This window comes from Peribacillus alkalitolerans, assembly GCF_010882125.1.
GTDB classification, from domain to species: domain Bacteria; phylum Bacillota; class Bacilli; order Bacillales; family DSM-1321; genus Bacillus_BN; species Bacillus_BN alkalitolerans.
This window is the reverse complement of sequence record NZ_JAAGVZ010000011.1, coordinates 1-20,130: the sequence shown is the minus strand read 5'-3', so window position 1 is coordinate 20,130 and position 20,130 is coordinate 1. Positions and strand designations below refer to the sequence as shown.

Genomic DNA, 20,130 nt, shown 5'->3' with positions numbered 1-20,130 from the left:
TTTTTGTCGTTGTCATTTTTTATCGCAAAGATAATATATGGTTTACGACTTAATTTCTGCCACTTGGAAAGTATAAAAAGGAAAAACAATTATTATTGGTGGTGCAAGAATGTTAGCTTCATTGAAAAGATTATTAATTGGTCGTCCATTAAAATCGACCGAATTAGGTGAACAGAGACTAAATAAAACGAAAGCACTAGCAATACTTTCTTCGGACGCATTATCGTCAGTAGCATATGGTCCAGAGCAGATCCTGCTTGTTTTAGTTACAGTGAGCACTGTTGCGTTTTGGTATTCGATACCAATAGCGATTGGCGTATTATTCCTCTTAGTCGCACTCATATTGTCATATAGACAAATCATATTTGCTTATCCACATGGTGGAGGAGCTTATGTGGTATCAAAGGAAAATCTCGGTGTTAACCCAGGGTTGATCGCAGGTGGTTCCTTATTAGTAGATTATATCCTAACCGTGGCTGTTAGTGTTTCAGCGGGTACAGATGCCATTACATCTGCATTCCCTACTTTACATTCACATAATGTAGCAATAGCATCTGTACTTGTTATTTTCCTTACAATATTAAATTTAAGAGGAATTACCGAGTCAGCATCCATATTAGCCTACCCTGTCTATTTGTTTGTTTTGGCATTATTTATCTTAATTGGTGTAGGGTTGTTTAATATCATGACTGGTGAAGTACCTCCAAACCTACATCCCTCTATCGGTACACCAGTTGCCGGAATTAGCTTGTTCTTATTACTAAAAGCTTTCGCATCAGGTAGTTCTGCCTTAACTGGAGTTGAAGCTATTTCGAATGCTATACCAAATTTTAAAGACCCTGCTCCTAATAATGCATCTAAAACATTAATGGCTATGGGTGCTTTGCTTGCATTATTATTTTCAGGGATTGTTTATTTAGCCTACTATTATGGTATAACTCCAAAGCATGAGGAAACAGTGGTTTCCCAAATTGCCGCTGAAACCTTTGGAAGAAACATCTGGTATTATTTTATTCAAGGGACCACTGCAATGATTCTTGTTCTTGCAGCAAATACAGGTTATTCAGCTTTTCCTTTACTAGCGGTTAACTTGGCGAAGGATAAATTTATTGCTCGAATGTTTACAATGAGAGGTGATCGATTAGGATATTCCAATGGAATTATTATTTTAGGAATCACTTCCATTATTCTAATTGTGGCATTCAAAGGACAAACCGAACAACTCATTCCACTCTATGCAGTAGGGGTTTTCATTCCATTTACATTATCTCAGACTGGGATGCTCGTGAAATGGATACGTGAAAAGCCTAAAGGATGGATAGTTAAACTGACCATCAATTTTATTGGTGCGTTAATTAGCTTTACCGTAATGATGATTTTCTTCATCACTAAATTTACCCAAGTGTGGTCGATTTTAATTTTCTTACCTTTAATTGTATTCGGCTTTCACAGAATTAAGAAACATTATGAGGCAGTTGGAGACCAACTTAGACTAACAAGCTGTGAACCTGCTATACCAATTGAAGGAAATGTTTTTATCGTTCCGGTAGCAGGAATAACACATGTCGTTGAGAATTCATTAAACTATGCAAAATCATTAAATGCAGATCAAATCATTGCCGTTTACGTTTCTTTCGAAAGAGAACATGAAAAAGCGTTTGAGGAAAAATGGAATAATTGGCAGCCTGATGTACGTCTTGTAACTTTACATTCTCAATATAGAAGCATTATTCAACCATTAACTAAATTTATTGACACGGTTGAACATAAGGCAAGCGAATCGAATTATCGAGTAACGGTTTTAATACCGCAATTTATCCCAAAGAAAAGCTGGCATAATGCTCTACATAACCAGTCCAGTTTACTAATCCGTGCATTCTTACTTTATCGAAGAAATGTAATATTGACGACAGTTCCTTATCATTTAAAGGAATAAACCTAAACGAAAAGAGTGTCCCAATAAATATTTTTGGGACACTCTTTTGTTATTAACTATCCTTTTGAATTCCGCTCCATTCAACATAGACATAAAATCAACAATATGCATTAACATAGCCCTGTTATTAGAAAATTCATATTTAGATTTAAATAAATCAATTGTCTATCTGTAAATCAATCGGAATTTGCGCATTTTGGATTTCACGTTCGAGATCTTCTTGATAATGCTGTTTTTGTTCAGTGTTCCAACCAAAGACATCTGCCATATATTCAACTACTTTATCTTTCCAAGTTAATACCCAAATAATATCAAAAAGTAGTGTACCCGTGCGGCGAAGGAAGAAATCTATAGGTGTTCCAATCCGCTCTTCAAGGATGCTGTATTCCAACTTTCCAAAGACCTCTAGAGGCAGTCCGTATTTTTCTGCAACATGCCGCTGGTTATTTATTAGTTCAAATACTCTACCTACATTCGAGCCGTACGTATGGGCCATTTCCTTTGACTCTTTGGATGATAGTCCAACTTCCATCCCTAGTTTTGCTTGTTTTTTTATATAATTTTGCAAGTTCTTAGCCCCACCCACTTCTCCACCTGAAATCGGTAGTTTCTTAGTCTGGCATGAACCGAATAATTTGTACTCTTCCCTTTTCAAATCGTCAACCACTTGATTCACGACCGTTTCAGCCATTTTTCGATACCCCGTCAATTTCCCTCCAGCAATTGTGATCAATCCAGAATCCGACACCCAAATTTCATCTTTTCGAGAAATTTCTGAAGGGTTCTTTCCATCTTCAAGAATGAGAGGACGAACACCTGCCCAACTGGATTCTACATCCCTTTCTGTTATGGTTACATTCGGAAACATGTAGTGAATGCACTCTAAAATATAAGTGCGATCATTATTTGTCATGGTAGGGTACTTCGGATCTTCGTTATAAAATGTATCGGTCGTGCCTACATACGTTTTTCCGTTTCTCGGTATGGCAAAAACCATTCGTCCATCCGGAGTATCGAAGTACACAGATTGTTTTAACGGGAATTTGGATTGATCGATGACGAGGTGGACACCCTTGGTCAACTTTAACGATTTTCCATATTTGGAATGGTCCATTTCCCTGAGGAAGTCTACCCAAGGACCAGTGGCATTGATGACTTTTTTCGCTTTTATTTTGAAGGTTTCACCGGATAAAGTGTCTTCGAGATAAACTCCTGCCACTTTATCATTTTCATATATAAAACCTGTTACTTTCAAATAATTAACCAAGTCTGCTCCAAACTCGACCGCTTTTTTGGCCACCTCTATCGTCAACCGGGAGTCATCCGTCCGATATTCCACATAATATCCACCCCCTACCAATCCTTCTTTTTTGACGAGTGGTTCTTTTTGAAGTACTTCTTCTCTGCTAAGCATCGTTCTACGCTCATTCCTCTTCACTCCTGCCAAGAAATCGTAAGCCTGAAGGCCAAGTGAAGTGCTGAGTCTTCCAAAAGTACCACCTATGTGAAACGGCAATAACATCCATTCAGGAGTTGTTACATGAGGGCCATTTTCGTATACAATCGTACGCTCTTTTCCGACCTCTGCAACCATTGCCACTTGGAATTGCTTTAAGTAACGCAATCCACCATGGACAAGCTTCGTAGATCGACTGGATGTCCCAGCTGCAAAATCCTGCATGTCAGCCAACCCAACCTTCATCCCTCTCGTAACAGCATCTAAAGCAATTCCGGTTCCTGTTATGCCGCCACCTATAATGAACAGATCATATTCCTTCTGCTGCATACTCAGTAAATCTTGTTTGCGATTCAAATTAGAAAAAGCCATGTCGTCCTCCTTAATACTCCTGTATGTTTCTTTTTCCCTTTTCTATGGGAAAATAGCCCTTTAACACAAGCGTAATCTTGCAAAATTCAATGTGTATTATCTAAATCAGGTCAATTAAAAAGAGACCACAAACACACGTCTCCCCTTAGCGAAACATATATTTGTGGTCTCTCCTGTTCTCCGACCATTTATTAACTTATCAATAGTATATCAAAAATTTTCCAATTCGTGAATCATTTAAACATAATTGCTGCCTGTACAGCCTTTTTCCAGCCTGAATAAAGTTCGTTACTCTGTTCATCTTCCAGGGTTGGTGAAAATACTTTGTCTAAATTCCACTGAGATAACACTTCTTCTTTGCCATTCCAATATCCAACTGCCAGACCTGCCAAATAGGCAGCCCCTAATGCTGTGGTTTCATTTACAACTGGACGCTCAACAGATACCTTCAACAAATCACTTTGGAACTGCATCAGGAAATTATTTTTGACCACGCCACCATCAACACGCAAGGTTTTTAATCCAATCCCTGAATCTGCCTCCATTGCATCAAGCACATCCTTCGTCTGATACGCTAGGGATTCCAGTGTAGCCCGGATAAAATGCTCTTTCGTCGTCCCACGGGTCAGTCCAAACACAGCCCCTCTAACCTCACTATCCCAATAAGGGGTTCCTAGTCCTACAAACGCAGGGACTACATATACTCCATCTGTGGACGTTACTCGCTCGGCATAGGTTTCTGTATCCTTTGCGTTTTTAATCATCCGCATTCCGTCTCTCAGCCACTGAATGGCAGAACCAGCTACAAAGATACTTCCTTCAAGTGCATAATGGACCTTTCCATCGATTCCCCAAGCGATTGTCGTCAATAGTCCGTTTTGGGATTTCACAGCTTTTTCCCCTGTATTCATTAGCATGAAACATCCTGTTCCATAGGTGTTTTTTGCCATACCGCTTTCAAAGCATGCCTGACCGAACAAAGCAGCCTGCTGATCACCTGCTGTACCCGCAATCGGGATTTCCGCACCAAAGAAATGATAGTCAACAGTCTTGGCATAAACCTCAGAGGACGCTTTTACTTCTGGAAGCATAGCCCTCGGCACACCTAGAATTTCTAGAATTTCTTCATCCCACTTCAATTCGTAAATGTTATACATGAGCGTTCGTGAGGCATTGGAGTAATCTGTCACATGGGCTTTTCCGCCTGATAACTTCCAAATGAGCCACGTATCAATCGTTCCAAACAATAACTCCCCTTTTTCAGCCCTTTCGCGTGCACCCTCCACACAATCTAATATCCATTTCACCTTCGTCCCTGAAAAGTACGCATCTATCAATAAGCCCGTTTTATTTCTGAAAAGCTCACTATGTCCTTGATCCTTCAAATCATTGCAAATATCAGTGGTTTGTCTCGATTGCCAAACAATCGCATTGTAGACTGGACGACCTGTTTCCTTATCCCAAACCACGGTTGTTTCCCTTTGATTTGTAATTCCTATGCCTGCGATTTGACTTGGCTTGACACCTGATTCGGTCAAGCAAGTTGCTATAACAGCCAAGATGCTTGCCCATATTTCATTCGCATTATGTTCAACCCAGCCTGGTTTTGGAAAATATTGAGGAAATTCCTTCTGCGCGGTATGTACCACTTCCCCTTTTTTATTAAAAAGCATCGCACGCGAGCTAGTGGTCCCTTGGTCCAAGGAAAGAATAAACTTTTCCATGTAAACCCTCCTCAAAAAAATGATTAGTATACTTTGTAAGCAATCTAATTTCCTAATTGAACTTATTCTATCCGTCCCCTTGTAACTCCTATCATGAGTTAACGTCACATGAAAAAATTCTGACAGTGAAAAAAGATACGCAAAAAGAGCCAACCTCATCCTGGCCATTTCTGGGTATCTCTAATCTAAATCATATAAAGCTTGAATACTCAAATTGCTTCCATAGCTTCTCATTAGACGTGGTAATCGCAGTTGCACCAGCCTCTATTGCTGCACTTACTTCTTCACGCGTCCTAATGAATCCACCTGCGAAAATAGGGATATCTATACGCTCCTTTATCTCTTTTATGATCCATGGCATCGAACCAGGCATCACTTCAATGTAATCAGGTTGGGTTTTCTCAATGATATTCAAATTTTTCTCTAACGCCTGAGTATCTATTAAAAAAACACGTTGAACAGCAACAATCCCTTTTTGCTTTGCCTTTATGATGACGCTACCTTTTGTTGAGATGATTCCCTCAGGCTTGAGTTCTTGGCAAACAAATTCAGTAGCGAACTCATCATTTTTCAAGCCATGAATCAAATCCATATGAAAAAATATCTTTTTCCTATGCTGTTTGGCCATTTGATGAACATGGCGCAATTGGGAAACATGTGTATCTAGAAAAACCCCTTTTTCATAGGAAGAATCAAGGAAACGTTCAAATTCCTTCATATTACGCGAAGTCGGGATAATTCTTTGCATATCCTTCCCTCCTTCAAGCTTTATTTTAAAAACATTTCTTAATTCCAAGTATATGTAAAAAATGTTCAATCTTGTTAATCGAATGCTCTTCATATTCTTTAATAATCGTAAACTCTTTTAAATAGGCAACTTTTTCATAGCATTCCCGTTTTTCGTTACGTTCTTCTACATAAGCCCCATCTTCCGCACAGGTGTAAATGACAGCTTCCCCGATCTTCATAAAATCCTTCTTGAAGTAAAAGGAAAACACGATGGCACATTCTTCATCAAAAAAGGAAGGATTAACTTGCATACTTATATCCATCATAATCACTTACTCCTCTCTCAATACCTTTGTATGTAACATACCAAACTTAAAAAATAGAAGAATCTCTTAAAATAAGCCGAATTAAATAAAAAACGCCCTTTTTTTTTCCTTTATGCCCTCTTACCAAAAGGAATTATAACTTTAGGAATATGCTTAGAAGAATATGGACCCAGCAAATTAGATTATTTAACTAACTGTGTCATTTTCTCGCTAGTGCTTGTCAAGTTTCACTAATATAAGCTCCTACTTGTGTACCCCGATCATTTTACATTTGGTAGTCCATAGATAAATGAAAATAAAAAAGGCATCTCAGAGGGAATCTGAGATGCAACATAATAGGGGTAATAATTTGAACATGGGTGGCAGTCTCATCCGACCCATGGAATTTATCAAACCACTTTTGTCTAACTTTGCGAAAAATTAATGCATAAGTGGTAATTCTAATGTCGTATCTCCACCATTATTTGTATCATTGGAGATAGGAGCAACAGCAACGAAACCTGCAACTAATGTTAATGTTAAAAGGAAGCCGAATAGTTTCTTTTTCACAGGAAAATCCTCCTCTTTTTTTACAACTTCTTGATTTACCGTATTTAAACCTTATAGTAATATATAATCACAGTTTGTATATTCTTGTATTTCATTTCTCCATCCGTCAACACCATGTAAAAACATTCAATCTCAATTTTTCAAGGTTTTATAATAAAAATATAACTCTAAGCATATTTAAGGGGTTTTTAAATGGATTTCTCTGCGATTGGTCAAAAAATAAAAGAATTAAGAAAACAATCTGGATTATCACAAGTTGAATTAGCAGAAGGAATCTGTACTCAAGCCCAAATTAGCAAAATTGAAAAAGGCGATGTGTACCCTTATGCCTCAACACTGTATTTGATTTCTGACCGTCTAGGTGTTGACGTTAACTACTTTTTTGATATAGGCATGACACCACGATTGGATTATGTCCAAGAAGTTATGAACCAATTAAAAATGGCTCGTAAAACTCGTAATTACAAAGAAATAGAAGAAATTATCATAATGGAAGGGAAAAACCCCCTTTTCATCCAAAACAAGAGAAACTACCAGGTCCTCTTATGGAATAAAGGAATTTGTGAATACGAGTTGTATAAGAACTTAGAGGGTTCTATTAAAATACTAAATGAAGCTATAAATTTAACCCATACCACCGAAAAAATATATAGTGAACGTGAATTAGAAATACTCTTAAGTATCGGGGTTATTTATTCAGAAGATAATCAATTGAATCAAGCTCTTTCTGTCTATGAAAATGCCCATGTCCATCTCAAGGCACTTCCATTTCTGAATGATCATTCCATTAAAACCCGCATCCTCTATAGTATAGCCTGGACGGAAACTAGGTTGAAAAAGTACCAGGATTCCATAAAGCACTGTGAAGAAGCAATAAGATGGTGCCTGCAGAAGGATAATATGCTTTTACTTGGGGAACTTCACTACCACTTAGGCTATAACTATGAACTCAAAGGGAAGATTCAAGAAGCCTATAAATACATGAATAAAGCAAAACTGATATTTGAACTACAAAACGAAAAGAATTTCACCTCGTTTATTGAGAAAAAATTGTTGGATTGGCAACAAAATCACCGCATTAGTATTTAAAAACGTACATCCCTTCGCATTTCCTCGGAAGGGATGTTTTTTATTAGTTTACAGAATTGTATACTTGGTTGTTTTGGAGGAACCAAACCCTAAAATACAGTCGTTTTGGATACTTCACTTAAAATCACTAAAAATCAGACTATTCCCACATTTTGTGATATAGTAACTTAGAAAACTGCAAAAAAGGGGAATTCTAATGTTCAAAGTGGCTATTATTGGATTAGGGGCTATCGGTCAACGCCTCATTAAAGATTTTTCAAGTCATCCAGAAACAAATATTGTCGCTGTTTGTGACACTATGAAAGATCATGCGGATCAAACAGCAAAGAGCCTTGGTGATATTCAAGCCTTCAATGACCATAAGGAAATGCTTGAACAAGTTGACCTAGATTTGGTTTATGTGGCGGTCCCTCCTAAATTCCATCATGCTGTCGTTTCAGATGTGATGGAAAAAGGTATCCATGTGCTTTGTGAAAAGCCATTGGCCAACTCGATTGAAGAAGCCGAAAGTCTTTATAAAAAGGCTGAAGAAAAAGGCATTATACATAGCATGAACTTTCCTCTGAACTATAGCGCTGGCAGCAAGACATTTGCCAAGCTAATTGGTGAAGGTTATGTTGGTGGACTTCGAAGACTTGAACTCAAAATGCATTTTCCACAATGGCCACGCGCATGGCAACAAAACGCTTGGGTCGCTAGTCGCGAACAAGGTGGTTTCGTGCTTGAAGTAGGGATTCATTTCATCCAGCAGATCCAAAAGATTTTCGGACCAGTCAAGCTTGTTCATCGCTCCATCCAATTCCCGCAAGATCCAGCATCATGTGAAATTGGCATTATGGCATATCTACAATTGGAGGATGGAACTCCATTAGTGGTCGATGGTTTGAGTGGGATTGCAGGAAAGGAAGAAATTCGACTATCCGCTTACGGAACGAAAGGGACTCTCTCTCTATTAAATTGGGGATCTCTAGAAGGTGGCAAGGTTGGTGAGGAAATCACTAGCATCGAAAGTGATGCGAATTTAACAGACACCCTTCTTAACAACGTTGTAAAAAAATTAAAAGGAAAGCCTGCGACCATCATTGATTTTAAAGCGGGATATGATGCACAAGTGATCCTAGAACAGTTACGTTCTGAATAGTAGAAAAATGCTCAAAAGAATCACCTTTTGAGCATTTTTTATGATTTTACCGGACTGTGGTCATTTTTTACCGAACTGAACAGAGATTTTACCGAAACGCCGACTGATATTACCGAATGGCACCATGATATTACCAAACTCCCTATTCACTACATCCAAAACCCAATACCCACTTGATATCCCCTAGCGACCGATTCTTTGATCAACTTTTGGATCAAGGTGGTTTTTCCACTATTTTTAAATCCTAAAATTTGAAGAGACTCCCTCAAATCCCTACCTAGGAATCTCGACTTATTTTTTGAACCAGCAATAAAAAAAGCACTGATATCCCGATACTGATAGAAACATACACCCATGCCACATTGGTTTGTCCTGATTCAATGGCTAAATAAATGCTGGTGGGAATGGTTTGGGTTTTTCCAGGAATATTGCCCGCAAACATGAGCGTAGCCCCAAATTCCCCTAATGCCCGTGTAAATGATAGAATCATACCACTCACCAAAGCTCTTGTAGCAAGTGGCAAGCTAATAAAAAAGAACACCTTTACTTCAGTGGCTCCATCTACCTTTGCAGCACCCTCTACATCAGGAGGAAGGGATTGGAATCCCGCCTTTGCAGTTTGATACATAAGAGGAAATGCAACGACTGCTGCTGCCAATACCGCTGCAAATGGCGTGAACATAATCCCTTGTCCAAAAAACTGTTGTATCCCACTTCCAATGAAACTATTATTCCCAAACATAATAATCAACATAAAGCCAATGACAGATGGTGGGAGGACGAGTGGAAGGATCATTATCGTTTCCAAAATGGATTTCCCTTTCCACTTCCCTTTTAATAGCCAATATGCCACTGGGACTGCCATGATTAATGTAAGCGCTGTAGCCATTACAGCCACAAATAGTGATAACTGAACCGGTTGCCAAGTAAATATCATAGAGTAACTCCTCGTATTAGAAAACTTGGCTAGCGCCAAGCCTAAGAGCTGGCGATTGCCTAGTTGCACTTATACTTTAATCCTAAAATTGGCCACGACGTCGCCTTACCTCCTTGCTGCCAATTAATTTTTCTTAAAGTACAAAAAAATCTTTTTTTCTATCCTATCATTCATTGATTCTATTGAGGAAGATAATGTTAAAATATTAATCAAACAACTTGGAAGGATGGATAGGAATGACTGAAATTTCATTAATAGAACACCTGCGATCATTAGAAGAGAAATTGCTACAGCCTGAAGTTCGAGAATCCGCTTCAGAGCTTGATCAATTACTTTCAGATGAATTTAAAGAATTTGGAAGTTCAGGGCGGACATTTAACAAAGAATCAATCATTGAAGGCCTAACAAAAACAGAACGCACCACGCGTAATATACCCATGACACTTTCCAATTTCGATGCCAAGCTCTTGGCCCCGGGAGTAGCGTTGACCACATTTCATATCTACCGACATTCAGACAACCAGAATTCGTTACGCAGTTCCATTTGGAAGTTAAATGGAGATCAATGGCAAATGTACTTTCACCAGGGGACACCTACGGAATTTATTTGAAACTGGAGTAATTGGACAACAGAGAAAATCTGTTGTTTTTTGTTTTTCATTATAAATGTTAAGATTATGTAAATTATCGGAATCACTCGCTTTATCTACCTGATTTAGATGCTAAAATTTTGGTACGAAACAAAGAAGGTGATAAATTTGAATAACAGTAAAAGAGGTCTTTCGACTCTGATAGAAATTCTATTAGTCTCCACAAAGTTAGGTTTAACTTCATTCGGGGGACCAGTCGCCCATTTAGGGTATTTCCATGAGGAGTATATACGGAAAAGACAATGGATGGATGAAAAGAGCTATGCTGATTTAGTGGCACTGTGTCAGTTCTTGCCTGGGCCTGCCAGTAGCCAAGTTGGGATTGGGATTGGGATTATGAGGGCTGGAGTCCTCGGGGGAATTGTATCGTTTCTTGGATTCACTCTTCCTTCAGTCCTTGCCCTCATTTTGTTTGCTTTAATCCTACAAGGCTTGGATATTGCGGACGCAGGATGGATTCATGGTTTAAAAATTGTTGCGGTCGCCGTTGTAGCCCATGCGATAATTGGGATGGCCGAAAAACTAACACCTGATTTAAAAAGAAAAGCTATTGCCTTATTTGCTTTGGTCGGCACTCTATTGTGGCAGACTGCCTTTACACAAGTGGGCATCATCCTGATTTCAGCAATCGTTGGCTTCCTTCTTTATAAAAACCATCAAGAAGTTGCTCATTCCAAAATGCTCTTCCTTATTTCTAAGAGATTTGCAATCATTTGCCTTGTTATATTCTTCGGCTTATTGATAGGATTGCCCATTTTACGAGAAATCACAGAGTTAAAATGGGTGGCAATGTTTGATAGTTTTTATCGTTCTGGCTCATTAGTTTTTGGTGGAGGTCATGTTGTTTTACCTCTACTTGAACGCGAATTTGTACCTACTGGTTGGCTGAGTGAAGAAGCATTCTTGGCGGGTTATGGTGTGGCACAAGCTGTTCCTGGTCCATTATTTACGTTTGCCGCGTATATCGGAGCTGCTGTGAATGGGTGGCAAGGTGGATTGTTGGCAACCTTCGCCATCTTCTTGCCTGCGTTTCTATTGATAGCAGGAACACTACCTTTTTGGGACTTATTACGGCGCAATCCTAAAGTAAAAGGAGCATTAATGGGAGTGAACGCTGCCGTTGTAGGTATCTTGATTTCGGCTTTTTACCAACCGATTTGGACGAGCTCCATCTTGGTACCAATAGACTTTGCGTTTGCTGCTATTTTATTTAGTATGTTGGTCTTTTGGAAGTTACCACCTTGGGTGATTGTAGTAACGGGTGCTGTAGGTGGTACATTAATGGCATTAATTTAAACCAAAAGGCTGAACTCCAATCCTGGAATTCAGCCCTTTTTTCATGCCAAATCGAACCTTTCAGCTCCCACTTGGTCATCCAATAATAAAACTTCTACTTCCATCCCTGTTTCAAAACTATGTGTCCCACCCGGTAGTACAATTAGAGCATTTGCGCCAGCCAATGAGGATACCATATTGGATTTATCTGTCCCTGAAGGTATCGCCAATAGTGAGCCCTCTTTAAATGATACCGTCCCCCTCACAAACCTGTCGAATGGATTAGGATATAAGAAGTCCGCTCCCAATGTTGCCATTGTTCTTTGTAAGTATGGTTTCTCCGAACCCATCCAATTACGAACAATTGGTCTTACAAATAGTTCAAAGCCGACGTAGCAAGCAGATGGATTACCGGAAAGTCCAAATAGAAGCTTCCCATTCCAATGCGCGACTGTTGTCACACTACCTGGTCTCATCCTAATTTTGTTAAAAAGGACGGTTGCACCCATTTTTTCATAAATGGCAGGCAAATGGTCATAATCACCGACTGACACGCCACCTGTGGTGATTAAAAAATCTACTTCTTTAATTGCTTCTAACATCCGTTCCATCGCCAGCTCCAAGTCATCACTCGATTGGCCGAAATGAACTGGATTTGCCCCGACTCGTTGAATTTGGGATAACACCATATATGCATTGCTGTTGCGGATTTTTCCAGCCACCATAGGCTCATCCAAATCAAGTAGCTCACTTCCTGTTGCCAGTACACCAATCCTAGGTTTTGAAGCCACCGTTACATTTTTATACCCAAAAGTCGCTAATAGTGCCACAATTCCTGGATTAATGATTGAGCCTTTAGAAACGAGTACATCCCCTTCATTCGTGTCTTCCCCTTTGAAGGAGATATTCTCACCGCTTTGTACTTTTCGATTGATCGTTATGTATGATAGGTCATTAATTGAACTTTCCTTGACATGCTCGAGCATAATGACTGCATTGCATCCAGCTGGGATTTGCGCCCCAGTCATGATTCTCACCGCTTGGCAGGCTTGTACCTCATCTTTGAAGACACTCCCAGCTCCAATCTCTCCTACCACTTCCAATGTAACGGGATGTTCTATGGAGGCCGATTTTGTATCCACCGCTCTGATCGCGAATCCATCATATGGTGAACGATCAAAATTTGGTACATCATGAGTGGCAATCAAATCGTGTCCTAGAAACCTGCCGAACGATTCTTCAATCAGCACTTCCTCGGTACAACCTTCCATTTTATATTCCATCACTCGAGTAACAGCTTCGTTTACCGGAATGGGAGTTCTTTTTTCTAACATCTTCGTCACATCCACTTGTTTTTTCTATTTTTTGGAGTATAACATAGTTTAATGAGATAATCTTAGCGTTTTTCTACAAATAATAGAATCAAAGTTGCCACAGGTCCAAGTAAAAGAGATAGGAGGAACCAATTTAAGCCCGTTCTATTTTTTCCTTGTGCAAGCCCTGCATTGATTAATGCCAATGTTCCCCACCCAACAAAATAGGAATTTTCCATTCCTGCATAACCCCTTTATAAAATATTTTCAACTTTTCTACAAACATAAATCATTTCAAGGCTATCATGGCTTAACGGCCTCTTTTCCCAGGATTCGTAAATTTGTTCAAAAAAAAATCATGCTGCTGCAACAACCGTTCCATCTCCATCGGGTAAACATACCTAAGTGATATCCTTTCATTCTCTGTTTCTACTAATTTGTCCTCTTCATCCACAAACTCACTTTGTGATTTGCAATATAAGATTTGTGTAAGAGGGTTAAATTCTTCTAAATTGGTCTCTCTAATTTTACGGTCGTGATGATCGATATATGTATGAAAGCTTTCTTCTTTTTCTGCTAGTTCTTTTAAGTTCAAGTACCGTGACGCAAAAATGAAAACCCCGTCCTTTTCCAAGTGGTGATGAACGGACTGCAGCAATTCATTTTGGGAATCGTTGGTCAAAAAATGCTGAAAGGAGTTCCCTGTCATATACATAAACCGATAAGTATGCTGTAAGTCCAATTTAGTACAGTCCTGTAAAACCCATTCGATAGGCAACATTCTATTTTTCCACTTGTGACTCCTCCCGCCTTTTTTGAAAAATAAAAAAGGAGTGTCCCATTAGGGAACACTCCTTTGGATCAACCTTTAATATACAATTTCTTCTTTTGGCTTGCGAACTAGGCACATAATACCTGCAATCAGGAATAATATGGCCGGTAACCAACCAAGCAAAACCGTTCCAATTCCTACAATTAAAGCACTTACAATCAGTAGGATGCCTGCCATTTTTGATTTACGTTTCATAACCGCTAATGCAATAATGCTCAAAACAGTGCTAATCAGGACCACAATCACAAATCCCCATCCAATGCCACCTAGCAGGTCCATTACCATATTGATGTCCACACCTGAATTCGCCATTGCCGGATCATTGTTAAGCTCCTGTTCAATCGAGTTCCGAACAGTTGCATCTGATAATCCTACATTGACCAAAACGGCCATACCAATCATGAATAAATTAATAACGATTCCAATTATGCTCATAACTTTTTCTGCTGTACGTTTCATGGTTTTCCTCCAGTGTAATAGTGTCTGTAATTTCTTTCCCCTTTTTTACGAATCATACTCCATTTAGTTTCAAAAAATGTCATGATTTTTGTTTCAAATATCTTTTGTCTTGCATGAACAGACTCCAGAAATAAATAAAACCCGGGAAAAGAATTGCAAAACCAACAATATACACAATGAATACAGCCCTAAAGGAATTGGGGTCGGTAAATCCTGTTTGAATCGTCACATGTGGATACACTATGTACGGTAAATGGGCCTTTCCATATACGTAGCTTGCTAATAAATACTGAATGGTGATTGCGATTACAGCAATCCTCGGCATTCCTTTAATGCCTTTTTTATCCTTTACGACCAATGCTATTCCAGCAACGATGAAGCCAGCCAAGGACCCGATTAAAAGAGGAATATCCTTCATCATTTTTTCAAAAATCCACGACGCTTCACCTTTCATCGTCAGCATGATGAGAAAAGCCATCAGTAAAGAAATCGGACCCAGGATCATTGCATCCCTACGATATACATCATATGCATTGTCTTCTGAAGAAGCTTTTGAATAATCCGCGAGAAGTAAGGATGACAAAAATAGAGAACTCGAGATAGCAAAACCAATAAATGCATAGACGTGAGGACTGGTGAACAATTTCCCTAACAGCAAGGTCTGCCTGTCGCCCTCAAAAAGGATATAATCTCCGTGGGATATTGGTAGAACTGCCATCAGCAAACCGGGAATAATGATGCCAGAAATTCCTGAGATATACACTAACAATCTTCGATATTTTTCGGCGGTATGTGAAAACACCAAAAATGCACTTCGAATCGACAATAGTAATAAAATTAAACTTCCAGGGATCAACAAAATGGTCCCAAGTATGTATGCCGCTCCTGGAAAAAAGCTATAGATCGCTACCACGATCGCTACGATAAAGACATTCGTCACTTCCCAAGTTGGTGACAAATATCGGTTTGCTATATTCGTGGCATTTGTCTTATCCCTATTAATATAGACCATTGACCAAAAGCCCGCCCCAAAGTCCATGGAAGCCATAACTGCATATATAAAAACAAATCCCCACAATACTGTGATGGCTAATAATTCATCACCAAATGTGATACCTGTCATGTTTCATACACCCTCTTATCAATGAATAGTTAACCCATTATGCTCTTCTTGATTTCCTTCAATATCATTAATAAGCGGATGGCGTTTGAAGTAATAATACAGCACTAATACCACCGATACTCCAAGAATTGCATACACGACCAAAAACATGGCAAATAACGGACCTAAATTGGTTTGTGTCGTTGCAGAATCAGCCGTACTCATTACTCGGTAAATCGTCCAAGGCTGTCTTCCAGTACAGGCAAAAATCCACCCGAACTCAATGGATAGTATCGATAGTGGTCCTGTTGAAAAAAATAGCCATAACAACCACTTTGGAAAACGATCCTTTTTCAAAAATTTATTCCAAACAAACCCAATCATCGATAGAAGAATGGTAAAGCTTCCGATAGCGACCATCCCATTAAACAGAGTATGGACAAACAATGGCGGCCAAAATTCCTCTGGATAATCATTCAATCCTTTGACGACCGTATCAAAACTGTTTCCAGCTAAAAAACTAAGGGCCCATGGAATCTCAATCGCCCAATCCACTTCCTGTGTATCACGGTTCGTAAATCCACCAATGGCAAGAGGAGCATGGGATTGTGTTTCAAACAGACCTTCCGCCGCCGCTAATTTTTCCGGTTGGTACTCGTGCAGATATTGAGCCGACGCATGGCCATTAATGGCACTAAGTAAAGAAAAAATTCCCCCTACAATCAAGCTCAACATTAGTGCTTTAAAATGATGCTGATACAGCCGACTTTCAAAAGGAAGCTTCAATAACTTAAATGCAGCTACAGATGCCGTAACAAACGCTCCTGTCATCAGTGCCGTTAACGCCACATGTCCCGCAGTTACAAAGAAGCTCGGGTTAAAAAAAGCTGCCCAGGGATCAACATCGACAATTTTTCCATTTACGATATTAAAGCCCGCAGGTGTGCCTTCAAAGGCATGTACGTTGGATATCAAAATCGCGGATGCAAGTGCCCCGAATGTCACAAGAATTAAACTGATTACCCGCGCTTTGGAAGAAATGCGATCATACGCATACACATAAATAGATAAAAAAAGAGCCTCTATAAAAAATGCATAGATTTCAATTTGGAATGGTAGAGCCATCACTCGACCCACTACCTCCATAAATCCAGGCCACAACAGGGACAACTGTACACCCGCGATGGTACCTGAAGGAATAGCAATTCCTAGCAAGACGGCTTTTGCTTTCGTCCATCTTTTAGCCATGATGGAATAGTCGCTATCCTTCGTTTTCAAAAACATGATTTCAGCCAGCAAAATCATAAAAGGAATGCCTACACCTAACGTAGCAAATATTATATGAAATGCCATCGTCGTTCCAAACATCGATCTAGCGATTACAATATCCGTCAACACACTAACCCCTCTCATAAACTTTCAAAGATATTTTAAACAGAAAAGGAAAAAATATACTTTCGTTCCAAGAGAGGTACTGAGAATAAACTTTAATTTCCAACCGATGATACGGGAGAAAATTGAATTGTAATACAAAAACAAAACTCTGTAGGGTTCGACACCACTACAGAGTAAATATTAGAACCAGTGATATTCATACTATTTTCCGATAAACATTTGAGTCCAGTGATTGCCATTTTGCTCATACCCCACTCCGATATGAGTAAAACTATTATCTAGAATGTTTTTACGATGCCCTTCACTATTCATCCATGCTTGAACAACTTCTTGAGGGGTTTGTTGTCCCTGAGCAATGTTTTCACCTGCAGAATTGTATGTTACACCTAAGTCTCTCATCATATCGAATGGAGAACCATATGTTGGGCTAGTATGAGAAAAGTAATTATTTTGTTGCATATCCACTGATTTTTTTTGGGCAACACCGCATAATTGATTATCCATTGTTAATCCCGGCAAACCATTTCTACTCCGTTCAGCATTTGTTAGATCAATAACTTGTTGTACTGCTTGGCTTATATTTGTAGGTGCTTGCTGGGTTGATCTAGGTTGCTGTGTCGGTGCCTGATTCGTTGGAGCTTGCTGTGGTGCCGGCGCCTGATTCGTTGGAGCCTGCTGTGGTGCTGGTACTACTTGTTCGGTTGGAGCTTGCTGTGGTACTGGTGTCCTTTGTTCGGCTGGTACCTGCTGTGGAACTAATGCTTGTCCTGGTTGTATTTGATCATAGCGTGGGATTTCGCTTGCTTGAGGAAACCTATACCCAGTTCTATTTCCATAAGGTTCAACAGCCATAGATCTATACTTGGCATCTTGAGTTAAAATAGCCCTAGTATGAGGATAATTTTGACTCGAAAGGTTCGTACTGATATTTGATATTTCCCCATTATTATTATTATCCATTTCATTTCTATCTTGGTTATTACAAGCCGCGAGACCTATTATTGAGACAGCTGACAATACTAAAGCTAACTTGTTCTTTTTCAAATTGAAATGCCTCCTTGTACTCACAATTTAAAGGAATGATGAAGGCCATATCCCCTTCACTCATTAGGTTACTACTTTATTATTAGTGGTATTTTCAATATTATTATTGGAAATAAACAGGATATTTTTAAGAAACACCTACGCATTTAAAATCCTAAACAAATAAGGCCAGGTACTGAGTACAAGGCTTCAAATCTTCCATAAAGAGGATTTTCAATAAAAAATGAAAAAGCTTATATTCAAAACCTTTGCCATTAGGAAAACAAGGCTTGGCATAAACCAATCTGCAAGCCAGCCCGCACAAAGATAGCGAATGGCATTCCCAGCTTCAAAATTGATCCTGTAATTTCGCTGATTCTCCCAATCATATGTGTTGGAGTCATTTCCTGCCTAAATGTTCAAATACAAATAGAAGTGATGATTCCGAACAGTCCTTTTAAAACAAATCAATTCCTGGGGTCCAGCTCGTTTTGTTGTTTGGCCCTTCTTTTTTTGCATCGTTTTGTCGAAAAATAGGTATTTTTCCATTTTCGAAAGTATTTTTGACGTATCGAAAGTATTTTTTACTTTTCGAATGTATTTTTGGCATTTCGAAAGTAAAACAACTACTTTCGAAAGTAAATTAATGTCCCGTTCCAAAAATTGTTTTATTCATTTGAAGGAAAATAGGCTCATGTATAGAAATATAAAAACTAAATCTATATTGGAGTGATCACATGATACAAAAAGACCTAAAAGTTCCTATTTCTCTTCAAAAATTGGAGGCTTTACTACGACGACTCCCTTTCCAACATCCGAAAATCCCTCAAATTAAAGATGAGCTCAAAAACCGGCAAGCCGGATTTTACGGTGAAACGGCTATGACTTTCCCTCTAAGTTTTCTAGATCCGAAAAAATATCACATATTCCGCGGAATTCGCTTGTTAGATGGAACTTACCATTTCCAGATGGACATTTTACTATTATCAACAAATTTTGTTCTCATCATGGAAGTGAAAAACTACGGTGGCACCCTATATTTTGACCCGGTATTCAATCAACTTATCCAAACTAAAGATGGAAAGGAGATTGCATACTCTAATCCACTCATTCAAGTACATCGCCATGAATTTCAATTAAAAAAGTGGTTTGCTACCCATGGTTTTCCCCAAATGCCAATCTATTCTCTAGTTATCATTAGTAACCCCCGAACCATTATTCGTACATCTCCTGACAATCATGCCATTTCTAAAAAAGTGCTTCACCGTGATTTATTGCCCTTAAAAATAAATCAAATTGAAAAAGCCACCTCTAAACCCTCAATTTCTGAAAAAGACCTTAAAAAGACCATTCGGCTACTCAAAAAACAACATACTGAAGGCGAATCTTCAATTATCGACCAATATCAAATAAAAAAGAGTGATCTTGTAAAAGGTGTCTATTGCCCAGTATGCAGCTATATACCAATACTCAGACATCACGCTACCTGGTTTTGCCCGCAATGCAGATCAAAACATAGAGATGCCCATATTCACGCATTGAATGATTATTATCTATTGATAGGTCTTACCATTTCAAATGGCCAATTAAGAGATTTTTTACTAATAAACTCCCCTTCAGCAGCTTCAAGACTTCTTCACTCGTTAAACCTACCTCAAACAGGTACATACAAAAATAAGGTGTATTATCTTTCTAAAGAATAAAAAAACCGCCCGAATTCCTCGAGGGCACTGAAAAAGTCCGCTTTAACAATTAGGGAGTCAATCGCTCGATTTTAATCGAGCGATTGACTCCCTTTTTGCTTTATACTAAAGATATCAAT

Annotated in this window: 20 protein-coding genes; 6 read left to right on the top strand and 14 right to left on the bottom strand. The window is 39.0% G+C overall.

From position 1 onward, the window contains the following. The first annotated feature begins 109 nt into the window (after positions 1–109). Entirely contained in the window at positions 110–1,936 is a 1,827-nt protein-coding gene (locus tag G3O09_RS13865; RefSeq protein ID WP_163102084.1) for an APC family permease, read from the top strand. Positions 1,937–2,093: 157 nt separating this feature from the next. On the opposite strand, the gene G3O09_RS13860 is transcribed toward G3O09_RS13865, so the two are convergent. From G3O09_RS13860 to G3O09_RS22765, 5 genes are all read right to left on the bottom strand, one after another. Continuing rightward, positions 2,094–3,764 carry a glycerol-3-phosphate dehydrogenase/oxidase gene (locus G3O09_RS13860; RefSeq protein ID WP_163102083.1) on the bottom strand — a complete coding sequence of 557 codons (1,671 nt, stop codon included), beginning with the start codon at positions 3,762–3,764 and terminating at the stop codon, positions 2,094–2,096. Between the two features lie 233 nt (positions 3,765–3,997). Then, on the bottom strand, positions 3,998–5,488 hold the full coding sequence (gene glpK / locus G3O09_RS13855) for a glycerol kinase GlpK (RefSeq protein ID WP_163102082.1): 1,491 nt from the start codon (positions 5,486–5,488) through the stop codon (positions 3,998–4,000). Between the two features lie 190 nt (positions 5,489–5,678). Continuing rightward, complete coding sequence (locus tag G3O09_RS13850) at positions 5,679–6,236, bottom strand: glycerol-3-phosphate responsive antiterminator (protein ID WP_163102081.1); 558 nt, start codon at positions 6,234–6,236, stop codon at positions 5,679–5,681. Positions 6,237–6,261: 25 nt separating this feature from the next. Then, complete coding sequence (locus tag G3O09_RS13845; protein ID WP_163102080.1) at positions 6,262–6,543, bottom strand: hypothetical protein; 282 nt, start codon at positions 6,541–6,543, stop codon at positions 6,262–6,264. 420 nt (positions 6,544–6,963) lie between these two features. Then, positions 6,964–7,092 carry a hypothetical protein gene (locus tag G3O09_RS22765; RefSeq protein WP_275898316.1) on the bottom strand — a complete coding sequence of 43 codons (129 nt, stop codon included), beginning with the start codon at positions 7,090–7,092 and terminating at the stop codon, positions 6,964–6,966. 192 nt (positions 7,093–7,284) lie between these two features. On the opposite strand from G3O09_RS22765, the gene G3O09_RS13840 reads away from it, so the two are divergent. After that, positions 7,285–8,181 (top strand): helix-turn-helix domain-containing protein, encoded by an 897-nt coding sequence (locus G3O09_RS13840; RefSeq protein WP_163102079.1) that lies wholly within the window; start codon positions 7,285–7,287, stop codon positions 8,179–8,181. Positions 8,182–8,377: 196 nt separating this feature from the next. Further along, entirely contained in the window at positions 8,378–9,322 is a 945-nt protein-coding gene (locus G3O09_RS13835) for a Gfo/Idh/MocA family protein (protein ID WP_163102078.1), read from the top strand. A gap of 149 nt (positions 9,323–9,471) precedes the next feature. Here the strand turns inward: G3O09_RS13835 and G3O09_RS23010 are convergent, their stop codons facing one another. Together G3O09_RS23010 and modB are read right to left on the bottom strand one after the other, a co-directional pair. Further along, complete coding sequence (locus G3O09_RS23010; protein WP_420850343.1) at positions 9,472–9,678, bottom strand: molybdopterin-guanine dinucleotide biosynthesis protein MobB; 207 nt, start codon at positions 9,676–9,678, stop codon at positions 9,472–9,474. Beyond that, a complete protein-coding gene (gene modB, locus G3O09_RS13825; RefSeq protein ID WP_163102076.1) occupies positions 9,600–10,259 on the bottom strand; it encodes a molybdate ABC transporter permease subunit in 660 nt (219 codons plus the stop codon). The genes G3O09_RS23010 and modB overlap by 79 nt, the downstream gene beginning before the upstream one ends. A 236-nt stretch (positions 10,260–10,495) precedes the next feature. On the opposite strand from modB, the gene G3O09_RS13820 reads away from it, so the two are divergent. Continuing rightward, positions 10,496–10,870, top strand: coding sequence for a nuclear transport factor 2 family protein (locus G3O09_RS13820; RefSeq protein ID WP_163102075.1), 375 nt, complete (start codon positions 10,496–10,498; stop codon positions 10,868–10,870). Positions 10,871–11,017: 147 nt separating this feature from the next. Further along, the gene (locus tag G3O09_RS13815) at positions 11,018–12,205 is read left to right on the top strand and encodes a chromate transporter (RefSeq protein ID WP_420850342.1); all 1,188 of its coding nucleotides are present in this window, start codon (positions 11,018–11,020) and stop codon (positions 12,203–12,205) included. A 41-nt stretch (positions 12,206–12,246) separates the two neighbouring features. Here G3O09_RS13815 and G3O09_RS13810 read toward each other — a convergent pair whose 3' ends face one another. The 7 genes from G3O09_RS13810 to G3O09_RS13785 form a co-directional block, all read right to left on the bottom strand. Next, complete coding sequence (locus G3O09_RS13810; protein WP_163102073.1) at positions 12,247–13,518, bottom strand: molybdopterin molybdotransferase MoeA; 1,272 nt, start codon at positions 13,516–13,518, stop codon at positions 12,247–12,249. A 62-nt stretch (positions 13,519–13,580) separates the two neighbouring features. Continuing rightward, positions 13,581–13,736 carry a hypothetical protein gene (locus tag G3O09_RS22205; protein WP_205439662.1) on the bottom strand — a complete coding sequence of 52 codons (156 nt, stop codon included), beginning with the start codon at positions 13,734–13,736 and terminating at the stop codon, positions 13,581–13,583. A gap of 71 nt (positions 13,737–13,807) precedes the next feature. Continuing rightward, positions 13,808–14,278, bottom strand: coding sequence for a hypothetical protein (locus G3O09_RS13805; protein ID WP_163102072.1), 471 nt, complete (start codon positions 14,276–14,278; stop codon positions 13,808–13,810). 87 nt (positions 14,279–14,365) lie between these two features. Further along, positions 14,366–14,788 carry a DUF4064 domain-containing protein gene (locus G3O09_RS13800; protein ID WP_163102071.1) on the bottom strand — a complete coding sequence of 141 codons (423 nt, stop codon included), beginning with the start codon at positions 14,786–14,788 and terminating at the stop codon, positions 14,366–14,368. A 79-nt stretch (positions 14,789–14,867) separates the two neighbouring features. Next, complete coding sequence (locus G3O09_RS13795) at positions 14,868–15,911, bottom strand: cytochrome d ubiquinol oxidase subunit II (protein ID WP_163102070.1); 1,044 nt, start codon at positions 15,909–15,911, stop codon at positions 14,868–14,870. An 18-nt stretch (positions 15,912–15,929) separates the two neighbouring features. Continuing rightward, positions 15,930–17,285, bottom strand: coding sequence for a cytochrome ubiquinol oxidase subunit I (locus G3O09_RS13790; RefSeq protein ID WP_163102069.1), 1,356 nt, complete (start codon positions 17,283–17,285; stop codon positions 15,930–15,932). Positions 17,286–17,486: 201 nt separating this feature from the next. Then, positions 17,487–18,329 (bottom strand): CAP domain-containing protein, encoded by an 843-nt coding sequence (locus tag G3O09_RS13785; RefSeq protein WP_240338438.1) that lies wholly within the window; start codon positions 18,327–18,329, stop codon positions 17,487–17,489. Positions 18,330–19,045: 716 nt separating this feature from the next. Here G3O09_RS13785 and G3O09_RS13780 point away from each other — a divergent pair. Continuing rightward, entirely contained in the window at positions 19,046–20,011 is a 966-nt protein-coding gene (locus G3O09_RS13780; protein ID WP_163102068.1) for a nuclease-related domain-containing protein, read from the top strand. The last annotated feature ends 119 nt before the right edge of the window (positions 20,012–20,130 follow it).